The sequence below is a fragment of the Variovorax sp. GW822-FHT04A09 genome, assembly GCF_058801005.1.
The window spans coordinates 259,936-280,257 of sequence record NZ_JBXAMV010000008.1 but is presented as its reverse complement, the minus strand read 5'-3'; the positions used below and the strand labels follow the sequence as shown (position 1 = coordinate 280,257).

The 20,322-nt window shown below is 68.6% G+C and carries 20 protein-coding genes; 12 read left to right on the top strand and 8 right to left on the bottom strand.

Annotation, left to right across the window (positions count from 1 at the left end):
* Positions 1-13: 13 nt before the first annotated feature.
* Entirely contained in the window at positions 14-496 is a 483-nt protein-coding gene (locus tag AC1RLW_RS30115) for an Lrp/AsnC family transcriptional regulator (protein WP_192195033.1), read from the bottom strand.
* A gap of 141 nt (positions 497-637) precedes the next feature.
* Here AC1RLW_RS30115 and glmS point away from each other — a divergent pair, with 141 nt between their 5' ends.
* Positions 638-2,518, top strand: a complete 1,881-nt coding sequence (glmS, locus tag AC1RLW_RS30110; RefSeq protein WP_070060065.1) for a glutamine--fructose-6-phosphate transaminase (isomerizing) — start codon at positions 638-640, stop codon at positions 2,516-2,518.
* Between the two features lie 245 nt (positions 2,519-2,763).
* Here the strand turns inward: glmS and AC1RLW_RS30105 are convergent, their stop codons facing one another.
* A complete protein-coding gene (locus AC1RLW_RS30105) occupies positions 2,764-3,570 on the bottom strand; it encodes a DUF1266 domain-containing protein (RefSeq protein ID WP_493196116.1) in 807 nt (268 codons plus the stop codon).
* A gap of 3 nt (positions 3,571-3,573) precedes the next feature.
* Entirely contained in the window at positions 3,574-4,095 is a 522-nt protein-coding gene (locus AC1RLW_RS30100) for a hypothetical protein (protein ID WP_493196115.1), read from the bottom strand.
* A gap of 270 nt (positions 4,096-4,365) precedes the next feature.
* On the opposite strand from AC1RLW_RS30100, the gene AC1RLW_RS30095 reads away from it, so the two are divergent.
* The 5 genes from AC1RLW_RS30095 to AC1RLW_RS30075 all read left to right on the top strand — a co-directional run bounded on the left by AC1RLW_RS30095 (position 4,366) and on the right by AC1RLW_RS30075 (position 9,258).
* Complete coding sequence (locus AC1RLW_RS30095) at positions 4,366-4,797, top strand: hypothetical protein (RefSeq protein ID WP_493196114.1); 432 nt, start codon at positions 4,366-4,368, stop codon at positions 4,795-4,797.
* Positions 4,798-5,032: 235 nt separating this feature from the next.
* Positions 5,033-5,716, top strand: a complete 684-nt coding sequence (locus AC1RLW_RS30090) for a response regulator transcription factor (RefSeq protein WP_062481198.1) — start codon at positions 5,033-5,035, stop codon at positions 5,714-5,716.
* Complete coding sequence (locus tag AC1RLW_RS30085; RefSeq protein ID WP_493196113.1) at positions 5,713-7,086, top strand: sensor histidine kinase; 1,374 nt, start codon at positions 5,713-5,715, stop codon at positions 7,084-7,086. Before AC1RLW_RS30090 ends, AC1RLW_RS30085 begins: the two co-directional genes overlap by 4 nt.
* Positions 7,087-7,224: 138 nt before the next feature.
* Complete coding sequence (locus AC1RLW_RS30080) at positions 7,225-7,713, top strand: tripartite tricarboxylate transporter TctB family protein (RefSeq protein ID WP_062481184.1); 489 nt, start codon at positions 7,225-7,227, stop codon at positions 7,711-7,713.
* 33 nt (positions 7,714-7,746) lie between these two features.
* The gene (locus AC1RLW_RS30075) at positions 7,747-9,258 is read left to right on the top strand and encodes a tripartite tricarboxylate transporter permease (RefSeq protein ID WP_070060062.1); all 1,512 of its coding nucleotides are present in this window, start codon (positions 7,747-7,749) and stop codon (positions 9,256-9,258) included.
* Between the two features lie 9 nt (positions 9,259-9,267).
* Here the strand turns inward: AC1RLW_RS30075 and AC1RLW_RS30070 are convergent, their stop codons facing one another.
* On the bottom strand, positions 9,268-9,780 hold the full coding sequence (locus AC1RLW_RS30070; RefSeq protein ID WP_493196112.1) for a bacteriohemerythrin: 513 nt from the start codon (positions 9,778-9,780) through the stop codon (positions 9,268-9,270).
* Between the two features lie 118 nt (positions 9,781-9,898).
* Between AC1RLW_RS30070 and AC1RLW_RS30065 the strand changes: the two genes are divergently transcribed.
* Entirely contained in the window at positions 9,899-10,330 is a 432-nt protein-coding gene (locus tag AC1RLW_RS30065; protein ID WP_493196111.1) for a YbaN family protein, read from the top strand.
* An 8-nt stretch (positions 10,331-10,338) separates the two neighbouring features.
* Here the strand turns inward: AC1RLW_RS30065 and AC1RLW_RS30060 are convergent, their stop codons facing one another.
* Both AC1RLW_RS30060 and AC1RLW_RS30055 read right to left on the bottom strand, forming a co-directional pair.
* Entirely contained in the window at positions 10,339-10,746 is a 408-nt protein-coding gene (locus tag AC1RLW_RS30060; RefSeq protein ID WP_493196110.1) for an outer membrane protein assembly factor BamE, read from the bottom strand.
* Positions 10,747-10,799: 53 nt separating this feature from the next.
* The gene (locus AC1RLW_RS30055) at positions 10,800-12,269 is read right to left on the bottom strand and encodes a YadA family autotransporter adhesin (protein WP_493196109.1); all 1,470 of its coding nucleotides are present in this window, start codon (positions 12,267-12,269) and stop codon (positions 10,800-10,802) included.
* 166 nt (positions 12,270-12,435) lie between these two features.
* Here AC1RLW_RS30055 and AC1RLW_RS30050 point away from each other — a divergent pair, with 166 nt between their 5' ends.
* Positions 12,436-12,828: a carboxymuconolactone decarboxylase family protein gene (locus tag AC1RLW_RS30050; protein ID WP_159273919.1), complete on the top strand. Its 393-nt coding sequence runs from the start codon at positions 12,436-12,438 to the stop codon at positions 12,826-12,828.
* A 6-nt stretch (positions 12,829-12,834) separates the two neighbouring features.
* Here the strand turns inward: AC1RLW_RS30050 and putA are convergent, their stop codons facing one another.
* Positions 12,835-16,575: a trifunctional transcriptional regulator/proline dehydrogenase/L-glutamate gamma-semialdehyde dehydrogenase gene (gene putA / locus AC1RLW_RS30045; RefSeq protein WP_493196108.1), complete on the bottom strand. Its 3,741-nt coding sequence runs from the start codon at positions 16,573-16,575 to the stop codon at positions 12,835-12,837.
* 159 nt (positions 16,576-16,734) lie between these two features.
* Here putA and AC1RLW_RS30040 point away from each other — a divergent pair, with 159 nt between their 5' ends.
* The 3 genes from AC1RLW_RS30040 to AC1RLW_RS30030 are packed head-to-tail and all read left to right on the top strand — an operon-like array spanning position 16,735 to position 18,303.
* Positions 16,735-17,337 (top strand): helix-turn-helix domain-containing protein, encoded by a 603-nt coding sequence (locus AC1RLW_RS30040; protein WP_493196107.1) that lies wholly within the window; start codon positions 16,735-16,737, stop codon positions 17,335-17,337.
* Complete coding sequence (locus AC1RLW_RS30035; protein WP_493196106.1) at positions 17,334-17,873, top strand: GNAT family N-acetyltransferase; 540 nt, start codon at positions 17,334-17,336, stop codon at positions 17,871-17,873. The genes AC1RLW_RS30040 and AC1RLW_RS30035 overlap by 4 nt, the downstream gene beginning before the upstream one ends.
* 46 nt (positions 17,874-17,919) lie before the next feature.
* The gene (locus AC1RLW_RS30030) at positions 17,920-18,303 is read left to right on the top strand and encodes a PaaI family thioesterase (protein ID WP_095743667.1); all 384 of its coding nucleotides are present in this window, start codon (positions 17,920-17,922) and stop codon (positions 18,301-18,303) included.
* A 3-nt stretch (positions 18,304-18,306) separates the two neighbouring features.
* Here AC1RLW_RS30030 and AC1RLW_RS30025 read toward each other — a convergent pair whose 3' ends face one another.
* A complete protein-coding gene (locus AC1RLW_RS30025) occupies positions 18,307-19,281 on the bottom strand; it encodes a DMT family transporter (protein WP_493196105.1) in 975 nt (324 codons plus the stop codon).
* A 143-nt stretch (positions 19,282-19,424) separates the two neighbouring features.
* On the opposite strand from AC1RLW_RS30025, the gene AC1RLW_RS30020 reads away from it, so the two are divergent.
* A complete protein-coding gene (locus AC1RLW_RS30020) occupies positions 19,425-20,303 on the top strand; it encodes a LysR family transcriptional regulator (RefSeq protein ID WP_095948241.1) in 879 nt (292 codons plus the stop codon).
* Positions 20,304-20,322: the final 19 nt, after the last annotated feature.

The window sequence follows — 20,322 nt, the reverse complement described above, 5'->3', positions numbered from 1 at the left end:
ACCGGAGCCTGCGTCAGCCCAGTGGCACGCGGGCCCCGAACTTCGCGCGCTTCAGGCTGAAGAACGCCTTCACGTTGCGCACGTTGGCGTCGGCCGTGAACAGCCGCTGCGTCAGCGCGCCGTAGCCGGGCATGTCGCGCGCCACCACCACCAGCACGAAATCGGGCCCCGGCGACACGCGCCAGCACTGCTGCACCGCGTCGTCCGCGATCACGCGGGCCTCGAAGGCGTCGAGCGCGGCGGCGTCCTGCCGGTCGAGCGAAATCTCCACCACCGCCTGCAGCCCATGGCCCAGCACCGTGGCGAGGCGGTCGGGCGAGAGCAGGGCGACCTGGCGCTCGATGAGGCCTTCCTGCCGCAGGCGCTGCACGCGGCGCAGGCAGGTGGGCGGCGAGATGCCCACCTCGGCGGCCAGGCGCTGGTTGGTCTGCGAAGCGTCGTGCTGGAGCGCGTCGAGCAGCTTGAGGTCGATGGCGTCGAGGGAGATTGATTCCATATGAGTTGAAATTATGGAATAAAACTCCATCTATGGGTTTCAGTGAAATAAAAGTCCGAAATTGAGGAAATTTAGACGCCATATTTCTTGGTCGTCTCCCTACCATCGAGCCCTTCTGTTCTTCAAGACAAGGTACACCCCATGTGCGGCATCGTCGGCGCAGCCTCCCATCGCGACATCGTTCCGGTCCTGGTCCAGGGCCTTCAGCGGCTCGAATACCGCGGCTATGACTCCTGCGGCGTCGCGGTGCATGCCGGCGGCCTGAGCCGCGCACGCACCACCTCGCGCGTGGCCGACCTGCTGACGCAGGTGCGCGACGACAAGGTCGAAGGCCTCACCGGCATCGCCCACACGCGCTGGGCCACCCACGGCGCACCGGCCGTGCACAACGCCCATCCCCACTTCAGCCACGGCGTCGGCGCCGACGCGCCCGCCGCGCGCCCGGGCCGCATCGCGCTCGTGCACAACGGCATCATCGAGAACCACGAGCCGCTGCGCGCCGCGCTCGAGGCCAAGGGCTACGTGTTCGAGAGCCAGACCGACACCGAGGTCATCGCCCACCTCGTCGACAGCCTATACAACGGCGACCTGTTCGAAGCCGTCAAGGCCGCCGTGCTGCAGCTGCACGGCGCCTACGCCATCGCCGTCATCTGCCGCGACGAACCGCAGCGCGTGATCGGCGCGCGCGCCGGCTCGCCGCTGATCCTGGGCGCCGGCAAGGACGGCACCGAGAACTTCCTGGCCAGCGACGCGATGGCGCTGGCCGGCGTGACCGACCAGATCGTGTACCTCGAAGAAGGCGACGTGGTCGACCTGCAGCCCGGCAAGTACTGGATCGTCGACAAGAACCACAAGCCCGTCACCCGCACCGTGCGCACCGTGCACGCCCACAGCGGCGCGGCCGAGCTGGGCCCGTACCGCCACTACATGCAAAAGGAAATCTTCGAGCAGCCGCGCGCCATCGGCGACACGCTCGAAGGCGTCGAGGGCATCGTGCCCGAGCTGTTCGACGGCATCGGCCAGGACGGCGCCACGGGTGCGAGCGCGCACCGCGTGTTCCAGGACATCGACAAGATCCTCATCCTGGCCTGCGGCACCAGCTACTACAGCGGCTGCACCGCCAAGTACTGGCTCGAGAGCATCGCGAAGATCTCCACCCAGGTCGAGATCGCCAGCGAGTACCGCTACCGCGACTCCGTGCCCGACCCCAAGACGCTGGTCGTCACCATCAGCCAGTCGGGCGAAACCGCCGACACGCTGGCCGCGCTCAAGCACGCGCGCTCGCTGGGCATGGAGCAGACGCTGACCATCTGCAACGTCGCCACCAGCGCCATGGTGCGCGAGTGCAAGCTGGCCTACATCACGCGCGCCGGCGTCGAAATCGGCGTGGCCTCGACCAAGGCCTTCACCACCCAGCTCGCGGGCCTGTTTCTGCTCACGCTGGCCATCGCGCAGTCCAAGGACCGCCTGAGCGCGCTCGACGAAGCGCGCTACCTGAAGGAAATGCGCCACCTGCCCGTCGCGCTGCAGTCGGTGCTCGCGCTCGAGCCGCAGATCATCGGCTGGGCCGAAGACTTCGCGCGCAAGGACAACGCCCTGTTCCTGGGCCGCGGCCTGCACTACCCGATCGCGCTCGAAGGCGCGCTCAAGCTCAAGGAAGTGACCTACATCCACGCCGAGGCCTACGCCGCCGGCGAACTCAAGCACGGCCCGCTCGCGCTCGTCACCAGCGAGATGCCCGTGGTCGCCGTGGCGCCGAACGATGCGCTGCTCGAAAAGCTCAAGAGCAACCTGCAGGAAGTGCGCGCCCGCGGCGGCGTGCTCTACGTGCTGGCCGACGGCGACACGCAGATCGCCAGCGGCGAAGGCCTGCACGTGATCCGCATGCCCGAGCACTACGGCGCGCTGTCGCCGCTGCTGCATGTGGTGCCGCTGCAGCTGCTGGCGTATCACACGGCGTGTGCGCGCGGGACGGACGTGGACAAGCCGCGCAACCTCGCTAAAAGCGTGACGGTGGAGTGAGCGTGCGTGGGCGGCGTGATTCCAATGATCTCGCCAAATAAAGTCTTGAACGCGCAAATAGCGTCGTAAATACTCTGCATTTGTTGATTTCCGTTTACGAGTAATCCAGTCCTCCATGCGAACAACGGCCGCAAGACATTGCGGCCGGTCAGTTCGCGATGGAAAGGTGGATCAAGCGTCCACGGAAATCAACAGGGAGCGATCCGACGAGCTGGATATTTTCCAGCGCTGTCGTCGAATGCAACTCACAGAGGCGAAAGCACCCAAGGGCTCCGCGCATCGGTCATGAGATCTTCGGCAATACCGATGATTCCGCCCAGCGTCATATTCTGACCCGCCCAGCTGGCCCGGCCGATGATGTAGCTCTTTGCAAACTGCGGCCAGGACGAAAAATTCGAGCGCAATTCTTTGTCTGCATGGGCAAGAACTCGATCGAATTCGGCCTGCTCGATGTATTTGCAGTCCAATGACATCCTCGCAACCGTGACGAGGCGGCCCAGATCCCAGGCAAGGATGCCGGCGCTGTAATCCTTGGGAAGGTACGAGCCATTGACCTTGTCTTCGAGAAGACGAAAAACGGATCGCAGATTCTCCAGCATCTCCAAGGCCTGCTCCAAAGCCGAGAAAACGAGATCTTTTTTCTCACTCGGCCCCTGCACGGCAATCTGCTCGCGCACCGTTTCCGGGGAACCGTAGCGCCCACTGGCGATCAAGGCCTCGAGAACCTCCTGGCGCTCCTCTCCTGAAGCACCATCGCTGTAAATACGAAAAACAATGTCGTAAAAAAAGCGATGGCCATGGCGGCCGAGTGACGCCAGGGTTTCAGCAGCGTCCTGAGGCGAGCGTATGCCCCAATGCGAGCCAAGTCCCTCGGCGAGCGCATCGTCCGACAGCCCCGTTGCGTAGCTGTCGCAATACGCCATGATCTGTTCGGAGTTGATGAGCCCCGCTTGAAGTGCTCGCTGCGCCGCCGGATCCGCTGCGGCCCCATCGGGGCAATTTCTGTATTTTTTGCCAGAAACTATCTGGAGCAACTTCTTCAAGAAACCCATGGGTCAGATTTGCTTGAAGGTGGCATTGACGGCGCGATGCTTGAGCGCATTCACAAGAACTTCAAAGTCTGAATCCTTCACCATGTGAATGGCATCGAACTCGTGCTTCTTGGGGGCCATCGACGGCGTGCTGATTTCTATTGTTTTCTCCGCACTCGATGTGGAGGTTTCCGGGATGTCCGTGATGGTGACTTGATTGATGGCGTCATAGCCCACAGTGGTCAGTACGCCCGAGAATTTCTTGACGGTCGTGAAAGACATGCCCTTTTCATCAAGAACAATGCTGGCGCCCTGGCTGTTGGCTGCGCGCTTCTTGAAAAGTGTTCCGACCGTAAGGTACGTGACGTACACCCCGATCAACATGAGAACGCCATTGGCCACGCCGGTCGGCAGGTGAAGCCGAAGGGTGCCTATTTTCAGATCCGCAATCGGATAAAAAATGGCGGCAATGATAATTGCCGGGCCAATCAGGCCGAAAACGTACTCGAGAATCGAGTACTCCATCTTGTAATTGATGGTGTGCATGTAGCATTTTTCCTTATAGTTGATTTGGCCGGGCGATCGCCCGGTAGGTAGTCGGTCCTGCAAAATTCCTCCAACCCCCGGACTAATGTAACAAATCGCGTCTTGATGCCGCCGGCCTGCTTTACCTCTAATGCGCCTGCAGAGGCTTCGCCTGCCTTCGTGCGCAACACGTGCATCGCGATGGCGGTAAGCGCACTTCTGGCTGCTTGCGGTTCACACGATTCCCAGCCGCCCGAGCGAACGCGACCCGCGCCTGCTGCCTCCACCACGGTGGTGCTGCCGCCCGTCGCGTACGGGCATGACCAGGGCCGCCAGCTGTCCGAAGCCGATGACGCGTGCGGCGTGCCGGACCCGCTGCGTCAGGCCGTGCAAGATCAGTTGAAGGCGCGGTATGAGGTTGTGCGCCCTGTGCCGGGTCCCGGCAGGGAGGCCGCCCTTGTGCTGAAGATCGACATCATGGACATCGTGACCGTCAGCGCTGGCGGCCCCACGATCGTGGTCATCCATGCTGTGCTTGAACGACCGGGACTGCCCCCTGCGCAATTCAAGGCCCTGCGCCAGGTGCACACCCCCTACGCTGATATCACGGCGGAGACGACCGAATGCAGCGCAATGGATGCAGTGATTCACGGGTTGGGCGTGGACGTTGCGAAATGGATGCGCAAGCCGGCGGACGGGGTGTCTCTGGTGAACGGAGAGTGAGTGTGGTCTTCGACTGGATGGGGCCAGATCAGCTCCTCGCACACGCGACCGCGCGACCGCGCGGCCTTCATGGACAAACGGTAATGAAACGTGGGCTTTTCCCGCTTCCACCTGGGCTAGCATTTGCGTTGCAGGCCCCCGCATCCCAGGGGCCGCAATGTGAGCACAACCGCACCGCCATCCATGGGTATTTCTTGCCGTGGCCGCACCGACTGACGTGCTCGGCCCCACCGTCATCTGGAACTGCCTCATCGTCGAGGACGATGCCGACAACGCGCGCTACATCGCCGAAGGCTTCCGTTCGCTCGGCCATGTGGCGGTGATCAGCCGCGACGGCGCGGATGCGTTCGCGCGTGCCACGGGCGAGACGTGGGACCTGGTCATCCTCGACCGCATGCTGCCCAACGACGTGGACGGCCTGTCGATCCTCACCACGATGCGCGCCCTCGGCAAGAAGACGCCGGTGCTGGTGCTCAGCGCATTGAGCGCGCTCGACGAGCGCGTGCGCGGGCTCAAGGCCGGCGGCGACGACTACCTGGCCAAGCCCTTCGCCTTCTCCGAACTCGCGGCGCGCGCCGAGGCGCTGGTGCGCCGCTCGCGCACCGGGCCCGAGATCCGCACGCTGCAGCTGGCCGACCTCACGCTCGACCTGGCGCGCCGCCACGTGGAGCGCGGCGGCCGGCCGATCGCGCTGCAGCCGCGCGAGTTCAGGCTGCTGGCCTACCTCATGATGCATCCGGGCCAGGTGGTCACGCGCACCATGCTGCTCGAGGCCGTGTGGGACTACCAGTTCGATCCGCAGACCAACGTGATCGACGTGCAGGTGAGCCGCCTGCGCGGCAAGCTCGATGCGGGCGGCGCGCCGACGCTGATCCACACCGTGCGCGGCGTGGGCTACACGCTGGCCGCGCCGCAATGACCCGGGCCTTGCGCCAGCTGTGGCGCTCGGTCGGCTTCCGGCTCGCCTTCTACTACGGCCTGCTCGTGGCCATCACGATGCTGGCCGCACTGGCCATCGTCTACATGCAGACCGTGGGTGTGCTGCAGCAGCGCATGGTGCGGCAGGTGGCCGCCAGCATGCAGCAGCTGGTGGTGCGCTACGAAGCGCGCGGCGCCGAAGGCGTGGCGGGCGAGATCGCCCATGCGCTTTCCGACGGACGCAACTCCGACAACGAGATCTACCTGCTCACCGACCGCGACGGAAACAAGCGCGCGGGCAACCTCGACCAGATGCCCTCGCTGGCGCCCGATGCGGGCGACGGCGTGCACCGCCGCGTGGTGCGCGCGGGCCAGACTGTCATCGCCTACCTCGTGATGCGCCCGCTGCCCGACGGCGGCATGCTCGTGGTGGGGCACGACCTGCGCGACCAGGAGTCGATCGAATCATTGGTGGCCAGCGCCAGCGCGGCGGCGGGCATCGTGGCGGTGCTGCTGCTCATCGGCGGCACCTTCGTCTTCCGCCAGGAACTGGAGCGCAGCGTGGGCGCGGTGCGGCGCACGGCCGCGCGCATCGCGGCGGGCGAGCTGCAGGAGCGCGTAGCGCCCTCGGGCCAGGAAGACGAGTTCGCGCTGCTGGAAGGCGACATCAACGCGATGCTCGACCGCATCCAGTCGCTGATGGACGGCGTGCGCCATGTGTCCAACACCATCGCGCACGACCTGCGCACGCCGCTCACGCGCGTGCTGGTGCGCCTGCGTGCGGTGGAGGCGGGGCTCGGCGACGCCCACCATCCGCAGCGCGAGCCCGTGGCCACCGCCATCCGCGAGCTCGAGGAGCTGGCGGTGATGTTCGAGAAGCTGCTGCAGATCGCCGAGGTCGAGGCCGGCGCACGGCGCCAGCAGTTCGCGCCGGTGGCGCTGCACGTCATTGCCGACGACGTGGCGGAGCTGTACGAGGCGGTGGCCGAGGTGCGGGGCATCGCGCTGCTGCGCGAGCCTTCCGACCGCGCCATCGCGCTCGGCGACCGCGACCTGCTCGCGGGCGCTGCGGCCAACCTGCTCGACAACGCGCTGAAGTACGGCGGGGCCGGCGCCACCGTGCGCATCGGCACGCACACGGTCGACGGGCGTGCGCAGCTGTTCGTGCAGGACGACGGCCCCGGCATTCCGAGCGCCGAGTACGAGCGACTGGGCGTGCGCTTCCATCGGCTGGACCACAGCACGCCGGGCCACGGCCTGGGGCTCGCGAGCGTGCAGGCGGTGGTGGCGCTGCATGGCGGGCGCCTGCAGTTCGGCGATGCCCGACCGGGCCTGCGCGCCTGCATCGACCTGCCGACGGCAGACGCCTGAGCGGCACCTTCTTCGTCTCGTCGCGCCTCGAACATTGCCGAATGGCAATGCTTTGTTCATACACACCGTGGCGCTGAATTCCTAGGATCGCTGACGCACATCCTGTGCCGATCAACGCAGTTCCAGGAGACATCAACGGTGAGAATCAAGAGTCAGAGAGACTTCTGCTCGGGCGTGCTTTTCAGCGCCTTCGGCGTGGCCTTCGCATGGGGCGCCACGACCTACAACGTGGGCACCGGCGCCCGCATGGGCCCCGGCTACTTTCCGCTCATCGTGGGCATCCTCATCGCCTGCATGGGCGTGCTGATCACGTTCAAGGCCCTCACGGTCGAGACCGCCGACGGCGAACCCGTGGGCCGCATCGCATGGAAGCCGCTGCTGTTCATCATCGGCGCCAACCTGGTGTTCGGCGTGCTGCTCGGCGGGCTGCCGAGCATCGGCCTGCCGTCGATGGGGCTCATCGTCGCGATCTACGCACTGACCTTCATCGCGAGCCTGGCGGGCGACAGCTTCGGCTGGAAGGGCGTGACCCTCCTGGCGACCGTGCTCGCGCTCGGCAGCTACCTGGCCTTCGTGGTGGCGCTGAAGCTGCAGTTCCAGGTGTGGCCCACCTTCATCGCCGGCTGACCCGCGCAGAACAACAAGAAATCCAAGAGAACAATGGACCTGATTACCAACCTCTCGATCGGCTTCGGCGTGGCTTTCACCGCGCAGAACCTTGTCTATGCCTTCGTCGGCTGTCTGCTGGGCACGCTGATCGGCGTGCTCCCGGGCATCGGCCCCGTCGCGACCATCGCGATGCTGCTGCCCGCCACGTACGCGCTGCCGCCCGTGTCGGCGCTGATCATGCTGGCCGGCATCTACTACGGCGCCCAGTACGGCGGCTCGACCACGGCCATTCTGGTGAACCTGCCGGGCGAATCGTCGTCGGTGGTGACCGTGATCGACGGCTACCAGATGGCGCGCAAGGGGAGGGCCGGGCCGGCGCTCGCTGCGGCGGGCCTGGGCTCGTTCTTTGCAGGCTGCGTCGGCACCTTGATCCTTGCGGCCTTCGCACCGCCGCTGACCGAGCTGGCTTTCAAGTTCGGCCCGGCCGAATACTTCTCGCTGATGATCCTGGGCCTGATCGGCGCCGTGGTGCTGGCCTCGGGCTCGCTGCTCAAGGCCATCACGATGATCCTGCTCGGACTGGCACTGGGCCTCGTGGGCACCGACGTGAACTCGGGCGTGGCGCGCTACAGCTTCGACATTCCCGAGCTGACCGACGGCATCGGCTTCATCGCGATCGCGATGGGCGTGTTCGGCTACGGCGAGATCATCGCCAACCTGGCCGTGCCCGAGCATGAGCGCGAGGTGTTCACCGCCAAGGTCAAGGGCCTGTGGCCGACCAAGGAAGACTTCCGACGCATGACGCCCGCTGTGCTGCGCGGCACCGCGCTGGGTTCGGCCCTGGGCATCCTGCCGGGCGGCGGCGCGCTGCTGTCGGCCTTCGCGGCCTACACCATCGAGAAGCGGATCAAGCTCAAGCAGGGCGAGGTGCCCTTCGGCAAGGGCAACATCCGCGGCGTGGCGGGACCGGAGTCGGCCAACAACGCCGGTGCGCAAACGTCATTCATTCCGCTGCTGACGCTGGGCATTCCGCCCAACGCCGTGATGGCGCTGATGGTCGGTGCGATGACCATCCACAACATCCAGCCGGGTCCGCAGGTGATGACCAGCAACCCCGAACTCTTCTGGGGCCTGATCGCCTCGATGTGGATCGGCAACCTGATGCTCATCGTGCTGAACCTGCCGATGATCGGCATCTGGATCAAGCTGCTGACCATTCCCTACAAGTGGCTCTTTCCGTCGATCGTGCTGTTCTGCGCGGTGGGCGTGTACTCGGAGAACAACAACACCTTCGACGTGTGGATGGTCGCGATCTTCGGCATCGTGGGCTACCTGTTCCTCAAGCTCAAGTGCGAGCCCGCGCCGCTGCTGCTGGGCTTCATCCTCGGGCCGATGATGGAAGAGAACCTGCGCCGCGCGCTGCTGTTGTCGCGCGGCGACTGGAGCGTGTTCGTCATGCGCCCGCTATCGGCGGGGCTGCTGGCTGCCGCGGCGCTGCTGCTCATCGTGGTGCTGCTGCCTTCGGTGAAGGCCAAGCGCGAAGAGGCTTTTGTCGAGGAGTGACGCGGCGCGTCACCCGCCGAACAAGCGTCGCATCCAGCCCATCTTGACCTGCCCCGCGGCGCCGCCTTGCTGCACCGCCTTGCGCACCTGCGCATGCACCAGCACTTCCGCCGACGAATCCGTGGTGTGCAGGTGCGCCTTCACGGTCGGCACGTACGCGCCGTCTTCGTGGCGGATGTGGTTGAACAGCCAGCGCGAGAGCATGTCGTGCAGCTCGGCCAGCACCTCTTCGCCGTGCTCGAAGCGCGCGCGGAATTCGGTGACGCGGCGCACGAAGATCTCGTGCACCTTCCGGTGCGGGCCCGTGAAGGGGTAGCCCGCGTCCTCGATCATGGCCTCCTCGAACGCGAAGTGCGAGGCGGTGTAGTCGATGGTCTCTTCGATGATCCGGCCCACGGCCTGGCGGTCGTTCGTGCGCCGCGCATCGTCCAGCGCATTGATGTACTGCACGATGCGCTGGTGCTGCGTGTCGATCTCATGGATCCCCGTATTGAGCTCGGTCTTCCATACAAGGTGGGCCATGGTCTTCAGAACTTTGCAGGTGGATGTAAAAGTCCAGTATCGGCAGCCGAAAGCGGCGCGCGGTTGATCTGAATCAAGCGCGTCGGTGCGGTGAAAGAGAAAGAAAGACAATCGGCCCGTGACGCCCGCCGAAGACCCCCAGAACCCGCCCGCTGCCGTGGAGCCCCGGCCGTTGCCGCTGGTCGTGCGCTGGCTGCTGATGGTCTTCGCCGCGCTGTGCCTCGTGCTGGCCGCCATCGGCGTGGTCGCGCCGGGCATGCCGACCACGGTCTTCGTGCTGATGGCCGCCTGGGCCGCGGCGCGCAGCTCGCCGCGGCTGCACCGCTGGCTGCTGAACCACCGGCTCTTCGGGCCGCTGTTGCGCAACTGGGAAAACGGCCGCACCGTGAGCCGGCGCGCCAAGTGGAGCGCCACTGCGGCGATGGCGTTCTGCGCGGTCGTCATCGTGTTGACCGCGCACAAGCCGTGGCTCGCAGGCGTCGCCATCGGCTCGATGGCGGTCGTGCTGGCGTGGCTGTGGCGGCGGCCGGAGCCGCCGCCGGGCGGCTGATCGGCTGATCAGCCCTTGGCCAGCTCCGCGCAGATCGCCGGGTTCCAGTGGAAGCTGCGCGCCTTGTAGGCCGTGTCGAAGATCACCTTGTAGCGGCAGCTCGTCGCACCGCCGCCCGAGCGGAAGTGAAAGACGTAGTCCCACTCGCGCACGGCGGCCATGCCTTCGTCGAAGTGCGGGCGGCCGATGAGCGCGTACAGCTGGTCCTTGGTGGCGCCGGGGCCGATGGCGCGCAGGTTCTCGCGGTTCGGAAAGCTGCCTTCGGTCTGCCAGGTCTGCTGCTGGTCGGCGCCGGGCCAGACGAGTTCGGCGGCTTTGCCGTCGCTGTCGATGCCGCGGCTCACGTACGAGGTGCAGCCGGCGAGGGTGAGCAGGGCCAGCAGCGCGGCGGTGGGCAGAAAAAAGGTGCGTGTCATGAAGGAAGAATGCGTGGGGCCTGGAGCGATGTCGGTGCTGGGGTTCATGCGGCTCACCACTGGTAGCCCGCGCCGGCCGAGACGCCGACCTTGCCGCGCGAGTTGGCCGAGCCGGTGAACTTCATCACCCACTTGCCGTTGTCCGAGATGCTCGAGAAGCCGACCGCGAGGGCGCTCTGGCCCTCGTAGCCGGCGATGCCGGCCGCGATCATGTTCTTGCCCGGCATGTAGGCCTGCGGCATGCCGGCCATGGCCATCGCACCGGCGGTGCCGGCGTTGGCGTCGCGCTGGTTCACGCGGATGGCGTCGCGCCACTGCGCGCCCTGGGCGTTCAGCTGGTTGACGTTCACGGCGTCGGTGCCGGCCACGCCGGGCGCCACGTTGGACACGGTGGTGCCGTTGGGCGCCTGTCCGTTGCCCAGCACGATCTGGTTGTGGTTCACGCTGCCGTCCACGTTGGTCACGTAGTTGACCGCGCCGGCCTGCACGGCCTGCAGCTGGCGCACGTTGACCGCGTCGGTCGCCTGCGTGCCGCCCGCGACGTTCGTGATCTGCCGTTCGCCGCCCGCGCTGCCGACCGAGACCGCGCCCTGCGTGGAGCCCACGGCGACGTTCGAGAAGCGCTCTTGCTGGCCGTTCATGCCTGCGCGGTCGGCGGTGGCGCCGGCGCCGAGTGCCACGCCATTGACGGCGCTCGCCGTCGCGCCCGTGCCGATGGCGACGGCCGAGGCGGCCGAGGCCGTGCTCTGGCGGCCCACGGCCACGGCCGACTCGGCGCCCGCGGTGGCGCGGTCGCCCACGGCCACGGCGCTGTCGGCCAGTGCCTGCGTGTTCGCGCCCAGCGCGGCGGCGTTGATGCCGTCGGCAATCGCCTTGTCGCCGGCCGCCAGGCTGCTCTTCTTGCGCGCCTGCGTGTTGGCGCCGAGCGCGGTCGAATTGATGTCGCTCGCGGTGGCGCGGTCGCCCACGGCGACGCTGCTGGTGGCCACGGCCGTGCTGTTGGCGCCGATGGCGGTGGCGTTGGTGCCGAAGGCCTGGGCCACGTTGCCCACGGCCGTGCTGCTGACGCCCGCGGCCACGGTGGTGGAGCCGATGGCGGTGGCGTAGGTTTCGGTGGCGCGTGCGTCGGAGCCCGCCGCCACGCTGCCGAAGCCGGTGGCCTTGGCGGCGGTGCCGCCGAGCAGCAGCGCGTCGCCGCCGAGGTTGCCGCTCACCATGCCTTGCAAGGCCGCGGCATCGGGGCCGCCGTTCACGGGGTCGGTCGGCACGCCGGTGATGAGCGCGAAGCCGCCGCTGGCGTTGGGCACCTGGCAGGCCCACGTGGGACCGGCGCCGCCCGAGCTGCACACTGCGCCCGAGCCGGTGGTGTAGCTGGCACCGCCCAGGCTCACGTCGGCCCAGGCCGACGGGCCTGCGAGGCCGGCGGCCAGTGCGAGCACGGCGCCCGCGATGCCTCGGGTTTTCTTCTTGCAGACGAATGCGGCGCGCGCACCGCCCCCCACGTGCTGTGTGACGTGTTCCATGGTTCTCTCTTCTCCCTGAGATGGCGCCTGATGGCGCGCTTGATGTGTGACGCTTCGACTGTATGAACCGCAGGGCGCGTGAACCTAGGACCTAATTCACAATAAATGTGAAGGTACCGAAAGCAAATGTTGCTTTGCATCGCACATTCACACTTCAGGAGATCGCATGAAACCCCAGCCCATCGAGCACGCCGCCGCTTCCGACGAGGTCCGCGCGGTGTTCGACGACATCAAGGCGTCGCGCAACGTGCCCGACGTCAACAATTTCTGGAAGTACCTGGCCAACGATCCGGCCACGCTGAAGCGCACCTGGGCCAGCCTCAAGGAGGTGATGGCGCCGGGCGCGCTCGACCCGGTGGTCAAGGAAATGATCTATCTGGCGGTGAGCGTCACCAACAACTGCGGCTACTGCATCGCGAGCCACCACGCGGGCGCGGAAAAGGCCGGCATGACGCCGGCCATGTTCGCCGAGCTGATGGCCGTGGTCGGCATGGCGAACGAGACGAACCGGCTGGTGAACGGCTACCGCGTGCCGATCGACCCAGCCTTCGATCGTTGAACCTGCTCAGCCGATCGTCATCAGGCTCGCATTGCCGCCGGCCGCGGCCGTGTTGACGCTCAGCGCGCGCTCCAGCACCAGGCTTTCGAGCGGAATGCCGGTGTCGCCCGGCGCGAAGCCGCGCACGCCGACGAGGGGGCCGGGCCGCGCCGCCACCTGCTGCAGCACGCCGGCAAGGTGGCCGGCGTCGCCGTGGTGCAGCACGGCGTCGAAGACCACGGTGGGCGCGCGCCAGTCGTTGGCGAGCACGACCGCGTGGCGCGCCTCGTCGGGCAGCGCCGCCAACAGCGCGTGCGCGCCGGGCGCATCGGCGGGCCAGATGGCGGTGCTGCCGACCGACAGCACCGCCGCCAGTTGCACGAGCCGGTCGGCTTGCGCATCGGCGAGGCACAGCACGGCTTCGCGCGGCTGCAGCGTGTAGACGTTGCGCTCGCCGGTCGGGCCGGCCAGCGTGCGTGCACGGCCCACGTGGGCCAGGCCGGCGAAGCGGCGGCACTGCGCGGCGAGTGCGTCGCGGCCCGTGTCGCGCGCCCAGCCTTCGAGCGCCGCGAGGCCACTGGCAGGTGCCACGGGTCGGTCTTCGGCCACGGCGCGCGCCAGCACGTCGTCGGGCCGCGCCGACAGCAGGCGCGCCATGTACAGCGGCCCGCCGGCCTTCGGCCCGGTGCCCGACAGCCCTTCGCCGCCGAAGGGCTGCACGCCCACCACGGCGCCGACCATGTTGCGGTTCACGTAGACATTGCCGGCCTGCGCCTGTGCCACCACCTGCGCAATGGTCTCGTCGATGCGCGTGTGCACGCCCAGCGTGAGGCCGTAGCCGCTGCCGTTGATCTGGCCGATGAGCGCGCCCAGGTCGCGGCGGCGGTAGCGCAGCAGGTGCAGCACGGGGCCGAACACCTCGCGCTGCAGCTCGCCCAGGTGTTCCAGCTCGACCAGCGTGGGCAGCACGAAGGTGCCGTGGCGCGTGTCGTGGCCGAACTCGCGGCCCTGGCGGAACACGCGCCGGCCGCGCCCGCGCATGCCGGCGATGTGGCGCTCGATGCCGTCGCGCGCCTCGTCGTCGATGACCGGGCCCACGTCCACCGCGAGCCGCGCGGGGTTGCCGATGCAGCTCTCGGCCATCGCGCCCTGCAGCATCGCCACGAGGCGGTCGGCCGCTTCTTCCTGCACGCACAGCACGCGCAGCGCCGAGCAGCGCTGGCCCGCGCTGTCGAAGGCGGAGGCCATCACGTCGGCCACCACCTGCTCCACGAGCGCGGACGAGTCCACGATCATCGCGTTCTGCCCGCCGGTCTCGGCGATCAGCGGCACCGGCGCGCCGTGCGCACCGAGGCGCGTAGCCAGCGTCTTCTGCAGCAGGCGCGCGACCTCGGTCGAGCCCGTGAACATCACGCCCTGCACGCGCGCGTCGCCGACCAGCGCGGCGCCGACGGTCTCGCCGCGCCCCGGCAGCAGCTGCACCGCCGCGCGCGGCACGCCGGCCTCCCACAGCACGCGCACCGCTTCGGCGGCGACCAGCGGCGTCTGCTCGGCCGGCTTGGCCAGCACGGGGTTGCCGGCCGCGAGCGCCGCGGCCACCTGGCCGGTGAAGATCGCGAGCGGAAAATTCCACGGGCTGATGCACACCACCGGCCCGAGCGGGCGGTGCGTGGCGTTGGCGAAGTCGGTGCGCGCCTGCGCCGCGTAGTAGCGCAGGAAGTCGACCGCCTCGCGCACCTCGGCGATGGCGTTGGCGCCGCTCTTGCCGGCCTCGCGCATCAACAGGCCGAGCAGGCGCGGCTGCTGCGCTTCGAGCGATGCGGCGGCACGGTCGAGGGCGGCGGCGCGCTCGGCGGGCGGCGTGGCGGCCCACGCGGCGGCGACGGCTTCGGCCTGCGCAATGGCCGAGGCCACGTCGCCCGGCACCGCGTCCTGCACCTGGCCGACGAGGTCGCGGCGGTCGGCGGGGTTGCGCACCTCGGCCCAGCTGCGGCCGGCTTCGTCTTCTGCGCGTGGCGCGGCGAGCATCGGCGCCGCGCGCCAGGGCTCGCTCGCGCTGGCCTGCAGCGTGGCGGCGAGCGCATGCAGCGTGGCTTCGCTCGCGAGGTCGAGGCCTTGCGAGTTCGCGCGCTGTGCACCGTAGAGCGCGGCCGGCAACGGAATGGCCGCGTGCGGCAGGCCCATCGCGCCTTCCTGCGCAGCCATGCGCTCGACCGTCGCGACCGGGTCTTCCACCAGCGTGTCGAGCGGAATCGACGCGTCGGCGATGCGGTTCACGAACGAGGTGTTGGCGCCGTTCTCCAGCAGCCGCCGCACCAGGTAGGCCAGCAGCGTCTCGTGCGTGCCCACCGGCGCGTAGATGCGGCAGGGCCGCCCGAGCGGGCCCACCACCTGCTCGTACAGCGGCTCGCCCATGCCGTGCAGGCACTGGAACTCGTACTGGCCCGGCGTGTAGCGCGACGGGTCGGCCATGGTGTAGATCGCGGCCAGCGTGTGGGCGTTGTGCGTCGCGAACTGCGGGTACACCGCGTCGGGCGCATCGAGCAGCCGGCGCGCGCACGCGAGGTACGACACGTCGGTGTAGGCCTTGCGCGTGTAGACGGGGTAGCCCGCCAGCCCGTCGAGCTGCGCGCGCTTGATTTCGCTGTCCCAGTAGGCGCCCTTCACCAGGCGCACCATGAGCCGGTGGCCGCTGCGGCGCGCGAGGTCGATCACCCAGTCGATCACGAAGGGGCAGCGCTTCTGGTAGCCCTGCACCACGAAGCCGATGCCTTGCCAGCCCGCGAGCGCGGGCTCGAAGCACAGGCGCTCCAGCAGGTCGAGCGAGAGTTCGAGCCGGTCGGCTTCTTCCGCGTCGATGTTCAGGCCGATGTCGTAGTGCAGCGCCAGCAACGCCAGGTCGCGCAGCACCGGGTACAGCTCGGCCATCACGCGCGTGTACTGCGCGCGGCTGTAGCGCGGGTGCAGCGCCGAGAGCTTGATCGAGATGCCCGGCCCGCCGTACACGCCGCGCCCGTTCGAGGCGCGGCCGATGGCGTGGATGGCGTCTTCATACGCGGCGCGGTAGCGGCGCGCGTCGTCGGCCGTGAGCGCGGCCTCGCCGAGCATGTCGTACGAATAGCGAAAGCCCTGCGCCTCGAGCGTGCGCGCATGCGCCAGCGCCTGGGCGATGGTTTCGCCGGTGACGAACTGCTCGCCCATCATGCGCATCGCCATGTCCACGCCCTTGCGGATCAGCGGCTCGCCGCCCTTGCCGATCAGCCGCGTGAGCGTGGCCGACAGGCCCGTCTCGCTGTGCGTGGCCACCAGCCTGCCCGTGAGCAGCAGGCCCCACGTGGCGGCGTTGACGAACACCGACGGGCTGTGCCCCGCGTGCGCCTGCCACTGGCCCTGCGCGATCTTGTCGCGGATGAGCGCGTCGCGCGTGTCGGCATCGGGAATGCGCAGCAGCGCCTCGGCCAGGCACATCAGCGCCACACCTTCCTGCGACGACAGCGCGTACTCCTGCAGCAGGCCTTGCACCAGGCCCGAGCGGCCGCCGCCATTTTTGCGCTGGCGCAGCTGGTGGGCGATGCGATGGGCCAGGGCGTGGGCTTCGGCGGCCTGATCGGCCGGCAGCCGGGCCTGCGTGAGCAGCGGTGCCAGCGCTTCCGATTCGGGCGGCCGGCAGGCGGCCGTGATGCGGGCGCGCAGCGCGGACGGCGCGGCGGGCCCGTCGGCGAAGGTGGCGAAGGCCGAGGGCAGGGGGGCGGGATCGTTGGCGCTCATGGTGCGTCGGTGGTGGTGATGTGTTGGATGATTTCAGCGATCGGCATGAATATTTCTCCAAAGAACAGTCACTTCGACGAGCAAGTCTCTGCGGCCGAGACGGCCAGCTTTCAGCCCGGGGTTGACTGAATTTCTATTTCATTGGATATTTAATCCAATATGAAAGAAGAATCAGCGTCACCCCCCAGCCTCAACGACCGCATCGCCCAGCGTGTGCGCGCGCTGCGCGCCGCGCGCGATCTCTCGCTCGACGCCCTGGCCACGCACTGCGGCGTCAGCCGCTCCATGATCTCTCTGATCGAGCGCGGCGAGAGCAGCCCGACGGCCGTGCTGCTCGAAAAACTCGCGACCGGCCTGGGCGTGCCGCTGGCCTCGCTGTTCGAGTCCGACGCGCCCACCGCCAGCCCGGTGTCGCGCCGCGCCGACCAGCTCGAATGGCGCGATCCGCATTCGGGCTACCTGCGCCGCAACGTCTCGGCCGGCGGCGACGCCTCGCCGATCCAGATCGTCGAGGTGCTGTTTCCGCCCGGCGCGCGCGTGGCCTACGAAACCGGTGCGCGCGAGCCGCGCATCCACCAGCAGGTGTGGGTGCTCGAAGGCTGCATCGAACTCGCGGTCGGCGACGCCCAGCACCGGCTCGAGGCCGGCGACTGCCTGGCGCTCGTGCTCGACCAGCCGACGAGCTACTTCAACCCCACCCGCGAGACGGCGCGCTACGCGGTCGTCATCACCAGCGCGCCTTCTCACGCCAACCGGAAATGACCATGACTGCTGCCACCATCACCCCGCGCCTGCGCGCCCTTTCTTCCGTCAGCGAGGCCGAGCTGAACGCGCTGGCCGACGTGCTCATCGACTGCGTCGACGGCGGCGCCTCGGTGAGCTTCATGCAGCCGCTCACACCCGAGCGCGCGCGGGCCTTCTGGCGCCACGTGGCCGACGGCGTGGCGCGCGGCGAACGTGAGCTGCTCGTGGCCGAGGACGACGCCGGCATCGTCGGCACCGTGCAGCTGGTGCTGGCGCAGCCCGAGAACCAGCCGCACCGCGGCGAGGTCGCGAAGATGCTGGTGCACCGCCGCGCACGCCGCCACGGCCTCGGCGCGCTGCTGATGAAGGGCGCTGAACAGCGCGCGCGCGACCATGGCAAGACCCTGCTGGTGCTCGACACCTCCAGCCCCGAGGCCGAGCGGCTGTACACCCGCTGCGGTTGGCAGCGCGTGGGCACCATCCCCGGCTACGCGCTGCTGCCCGACGGCACGCCGTGCGGCACCACCTACTTCTACCGCGCGCTCGGCGACTGACGGCCGTGCGGTCTACAGTCGGCCGGTCCGTTCATTTCCCGTCGCCATGAAACACCCCTTCGCCGAACTGATCGACCTGCACTGCGAGCAAGCCACCGCCGGCGCCAGCACCATGACGCTGGTCGTCGCGCCGCAGCACCTGAACCCGCACGAGGTGGTGCACGGCGCCGTGCTGTATGCGCTGGCCGACACGGGCATGGGCACGGCGCTGTACCCCACGCTCGAGGCGGGCGAGATCTGCGCCACCATCGAGATCAAGATGAACTACTTCAAGCCCGTGTTCGAAGGCCAGGTCGTCTGCAGGACCACGCTGCTCAACCGCGGGCGCACCGTCGCCAACCTGGAATCGCGGCTGTACGTGGGCGAGGTGCTCGTGGGCATGGCGAACGGCAACTACGCGATCTTCCGGCGCAGCCGCGCCGAGGGCTGATGTTCATGGCGTGACGCCGCAGGTGCGTTGACCCGGCGCCGACGCGCGGACCGGCGCCACCGGCGTCGCCGCGCGCTTCGCTGCCGCCACATGCAGCAGCAGCGCCACCACCACCATCGCCACGCCGACGATCTCGTGCGTCGCGGGCGGCTTGCCCAGCGCCACGCCCATCAGCAACGCCGACACCGGCACGAAGTTCAGGAAGGCCGTGCCCGTGACCGCGCCGAGCGCGCGCACGCCGTGGTTGAAGGCCAGCACCGCGAGTGCTGACGGCACCAGCCCCACGTACAGCAGCACCTGCCACGACAGGCGCAGCCCCTGCGCGTCGGGCGCGGGCGATGCGCCCAGCACGGTCATGCCCACCGCCACGGCCAGCAGCAGCGGCCACGAAGCCAGCACCGTGAGCGCGGTGTAGTCCACCGTGTCCAGCGTCGGGAAGCGCGCCGCGCCGCGCGTGTAGACCACCCAGCCCAGCGTGCCGACGAAGGCGATGGCGTCGCCGAGCAGCGTGTCGTGCGACAGGCCTGCGCCACCCGGCGACAGCAGCCCGGCCACCGTGGCCACGCCGGCCAGCGCCAGCGCGGCGGTCAGCAGCGTCGTGCGCGTCGGGCGCACGCCGTCGAGCCACCAGCGCAGCAGCTGCGTGGTGATCGGCGTGGTGGCGATCAGCACCGCGCCGTGCGAGGGCACCGAGTGCGAGAGCCCGACGAACAGCAGGATGCTGAACACGCCGAAGCCCGCAAAGCCGTGCAGCGCCAGCGGCACCGCATGCCGCCGCAGCTTGTGCCAGCCGCCGCTGCCGCGCAGGCCCAGCAGCGCGGCGAACACCAGCGCCGACAGGGTGTAGCGGATGAGCGTGAGCCACACCGGCGCCACGTGCTGCAGCACGCCCTTGCCGACGAGGAACAGGCTGCCCCAGCTGGCGGTGGCGAAGAGCAGGGCCGCGATGCCCGGCAGGCGTGAGGAAGGGGAGGACACGGGAAAACCTTTCAAGAAAAAAGAGGGAGCGCGTGGCCTGAAGGATGGGGACGCCTCGCCGCGAAGGCCATTCGTTTCTTTGGACAGGGGCTTCCGAAAAAGCGAACGGACCGCTGCGCCGCACGCGCTCACAATCCGCGGTCATGGAGCTGTACCAACTGAAGACCTTCGTCGCCATCGCGAAGGAGGGCAACCTGACCCGCGCCGCCGAGCGCGTGTTCACCAGCGCCCCGGCCGCCAGCGCGCAGCTCAAGGCGCTCGAAGACGAACTCGGCGTGCGCCTGTTCGAGCGCACGCCGCGCGGCATGTCGCCCACCGCGGCCGGCCGGCGCCTGCTCGAAGAGGCCGAGCGCACCCTGGCCTCGGCCATGCGCATGCAGTCGGCCGCCGACCAGCTGCGCGGCGCGGCGCAAGGCGTGGTGCGCTTCGGCACGGTGGTCGATCCGGTGGCGCTGCGCCTGGGCAGCGTGCTGGTCACGCTGGCGCAGCAGCATCCGCAGGTCACGCTGCAGCTCAAGCAGGGGCTGTCGTACGAAACCCTGGCGGCCGTGCAGCGCGGCGAACTCGACTGCGCCTACGTGCTCAGCGATGCCGAGCGGCTCGAAGGCTTCGAGCTGCGGCGCCTGGGCGTGGTCGACCTGGCCGTGGGCCTGCCGCTGGCGGTGGCGCAGGCGCACCCCGAGCTCACGCTCGCGCAGCTCACCGACCTGACCTGGGTCGGCACGCCACCCTCGTGCATCCTTCGCGCGCACCTCGAAAAACTGTTCGCCTCGGCCGGGCGCGACTACCGCCAGGGCGTCACCGCCGACGGCGAGAGCGCCATCCGCAGCATGGTCGCCAGCGGCATGGGCGCGGGCCTGATGCGGCTGGACCAGGCCGAGCAGGGCGAACGCCAGGGCGAACTGAAGATCTGGAACGGTTGGCGCTCACACACGTGGCTGTGCTGGATCGCGCCGGCCGGTGGCCAGCGCTCGGCGGCGGTCGAGGCCGTGCGCGGCGCGGTGTTCGACGCCTGGGCCTGACCCGGGTCTGACCCGGGTC

Bases quoted from the DNA above. Each gene is read 5' to 3' on its own strand.
- AC1RLW_RS30050 (WP_159273919.1), top strand. From the start codon at position 12,436: ATGAAACCCCAGCCCATCGAGCACGCCGCCGCTTCCGACGAGGTCCGC.
- AC1RLW_RS30035 (WP_493196106.1), top strand. From the start codon at position 17,334: ATGACCATGACTGCTGCCACCATCACCCCGCGCCTGCGCGCCCTTTCT.
- putA (WP_493196108.1), bottom strand. From the start codon at position 16,575: ATGAGCGCCAACGATCCCGCCCCCCTGCCCTCGGCCTTCGCCACCTTC.
- AC1RLW_RS30055 (WP_493196109.1), bottom strand. From the start codon at position 12,269: ATGGAACACGTCACACAGCACGTGGGGGGCGGTGCGCGCGCCGCATTC.
- AC1RLW_RS30115 (WP_192195033.1), bottom strand. From the start codon at position 496: ATGGAATCAATCTCCCTCGACGCCATCGACCTCAAGCTGCTCGACGCG.
- AC1RLW_RS30070 (WP_493196112.1), bottom strand. From the start codon at position 9,780: ATGGCCCACCTTGTATGGAAGACCGAGCTCAATACGGGGATCCATGAG.
- AC1RLW_RS30105 (WP_493196116.1), bottom strand. From the start codon at position 3,570: ATGGGTTTCTTGAAGAAGTTGCTCCAGATAGTTTCTGGCAAAAAATAC.
- AC1RLW_RS30075 (WP_070060062.1), top strand. From the start codon at position 7,747: ATGGACCTGATTACCAACCTCTCGATCGGCTTCGGCGTGGCTTTCACC.
- AC1RLW_RS30030 (WP_095743667.1), top strand. From the start codon at position 17,920: ATGAAACACCCCTTCGCCGAACTGATCGACCTGCACTGCGAGCAAGCC.
- AC1RLW_RS30060 (WP_493196110.1), bottom strand. From the start codon at position 10,746: ATGACACGCACCTTTTTTCTGCCCACCGCCGCGCTGCTGGCCCTGCTC.
- AC1RLW_RS30085 (WP_493196113.1), top strand. From the start codon at position 5,713: ATGACCCGGGCCTTGCGCCAGCTGTGGCGCTCGGTCGGCTTCCGGCTC.
- glmS (WP_070060065.1), top strand. From the start codon at position 638: ATGTGCGGCATCGTCGGCGCAGCCTCCCATCGCGACATCGTTCCGGTC.
- AC1RLW_RS30020 (WP_095948241.1), top strand. From the start codon at position 19,425: ATGGAGCTGTACCAACTGAAGACCTTCGTCGCCATCGCGAAGGAGGGC.
- AC1RLW_RS30100 (WP_493196115.1), bottom strand. From the start codon at position 4,095: ATGCACACCATCAATTACAAGATGGAGTACTCGATTCTCGAGTACGTT.
- AC1RLW_RS30040 (WP_493196107.1), top strand. From the start codon at position 16,735: ATGAAAGAAGAATCAGCGTCACCCCCCAGCCTCAACGACCGCATCGCC.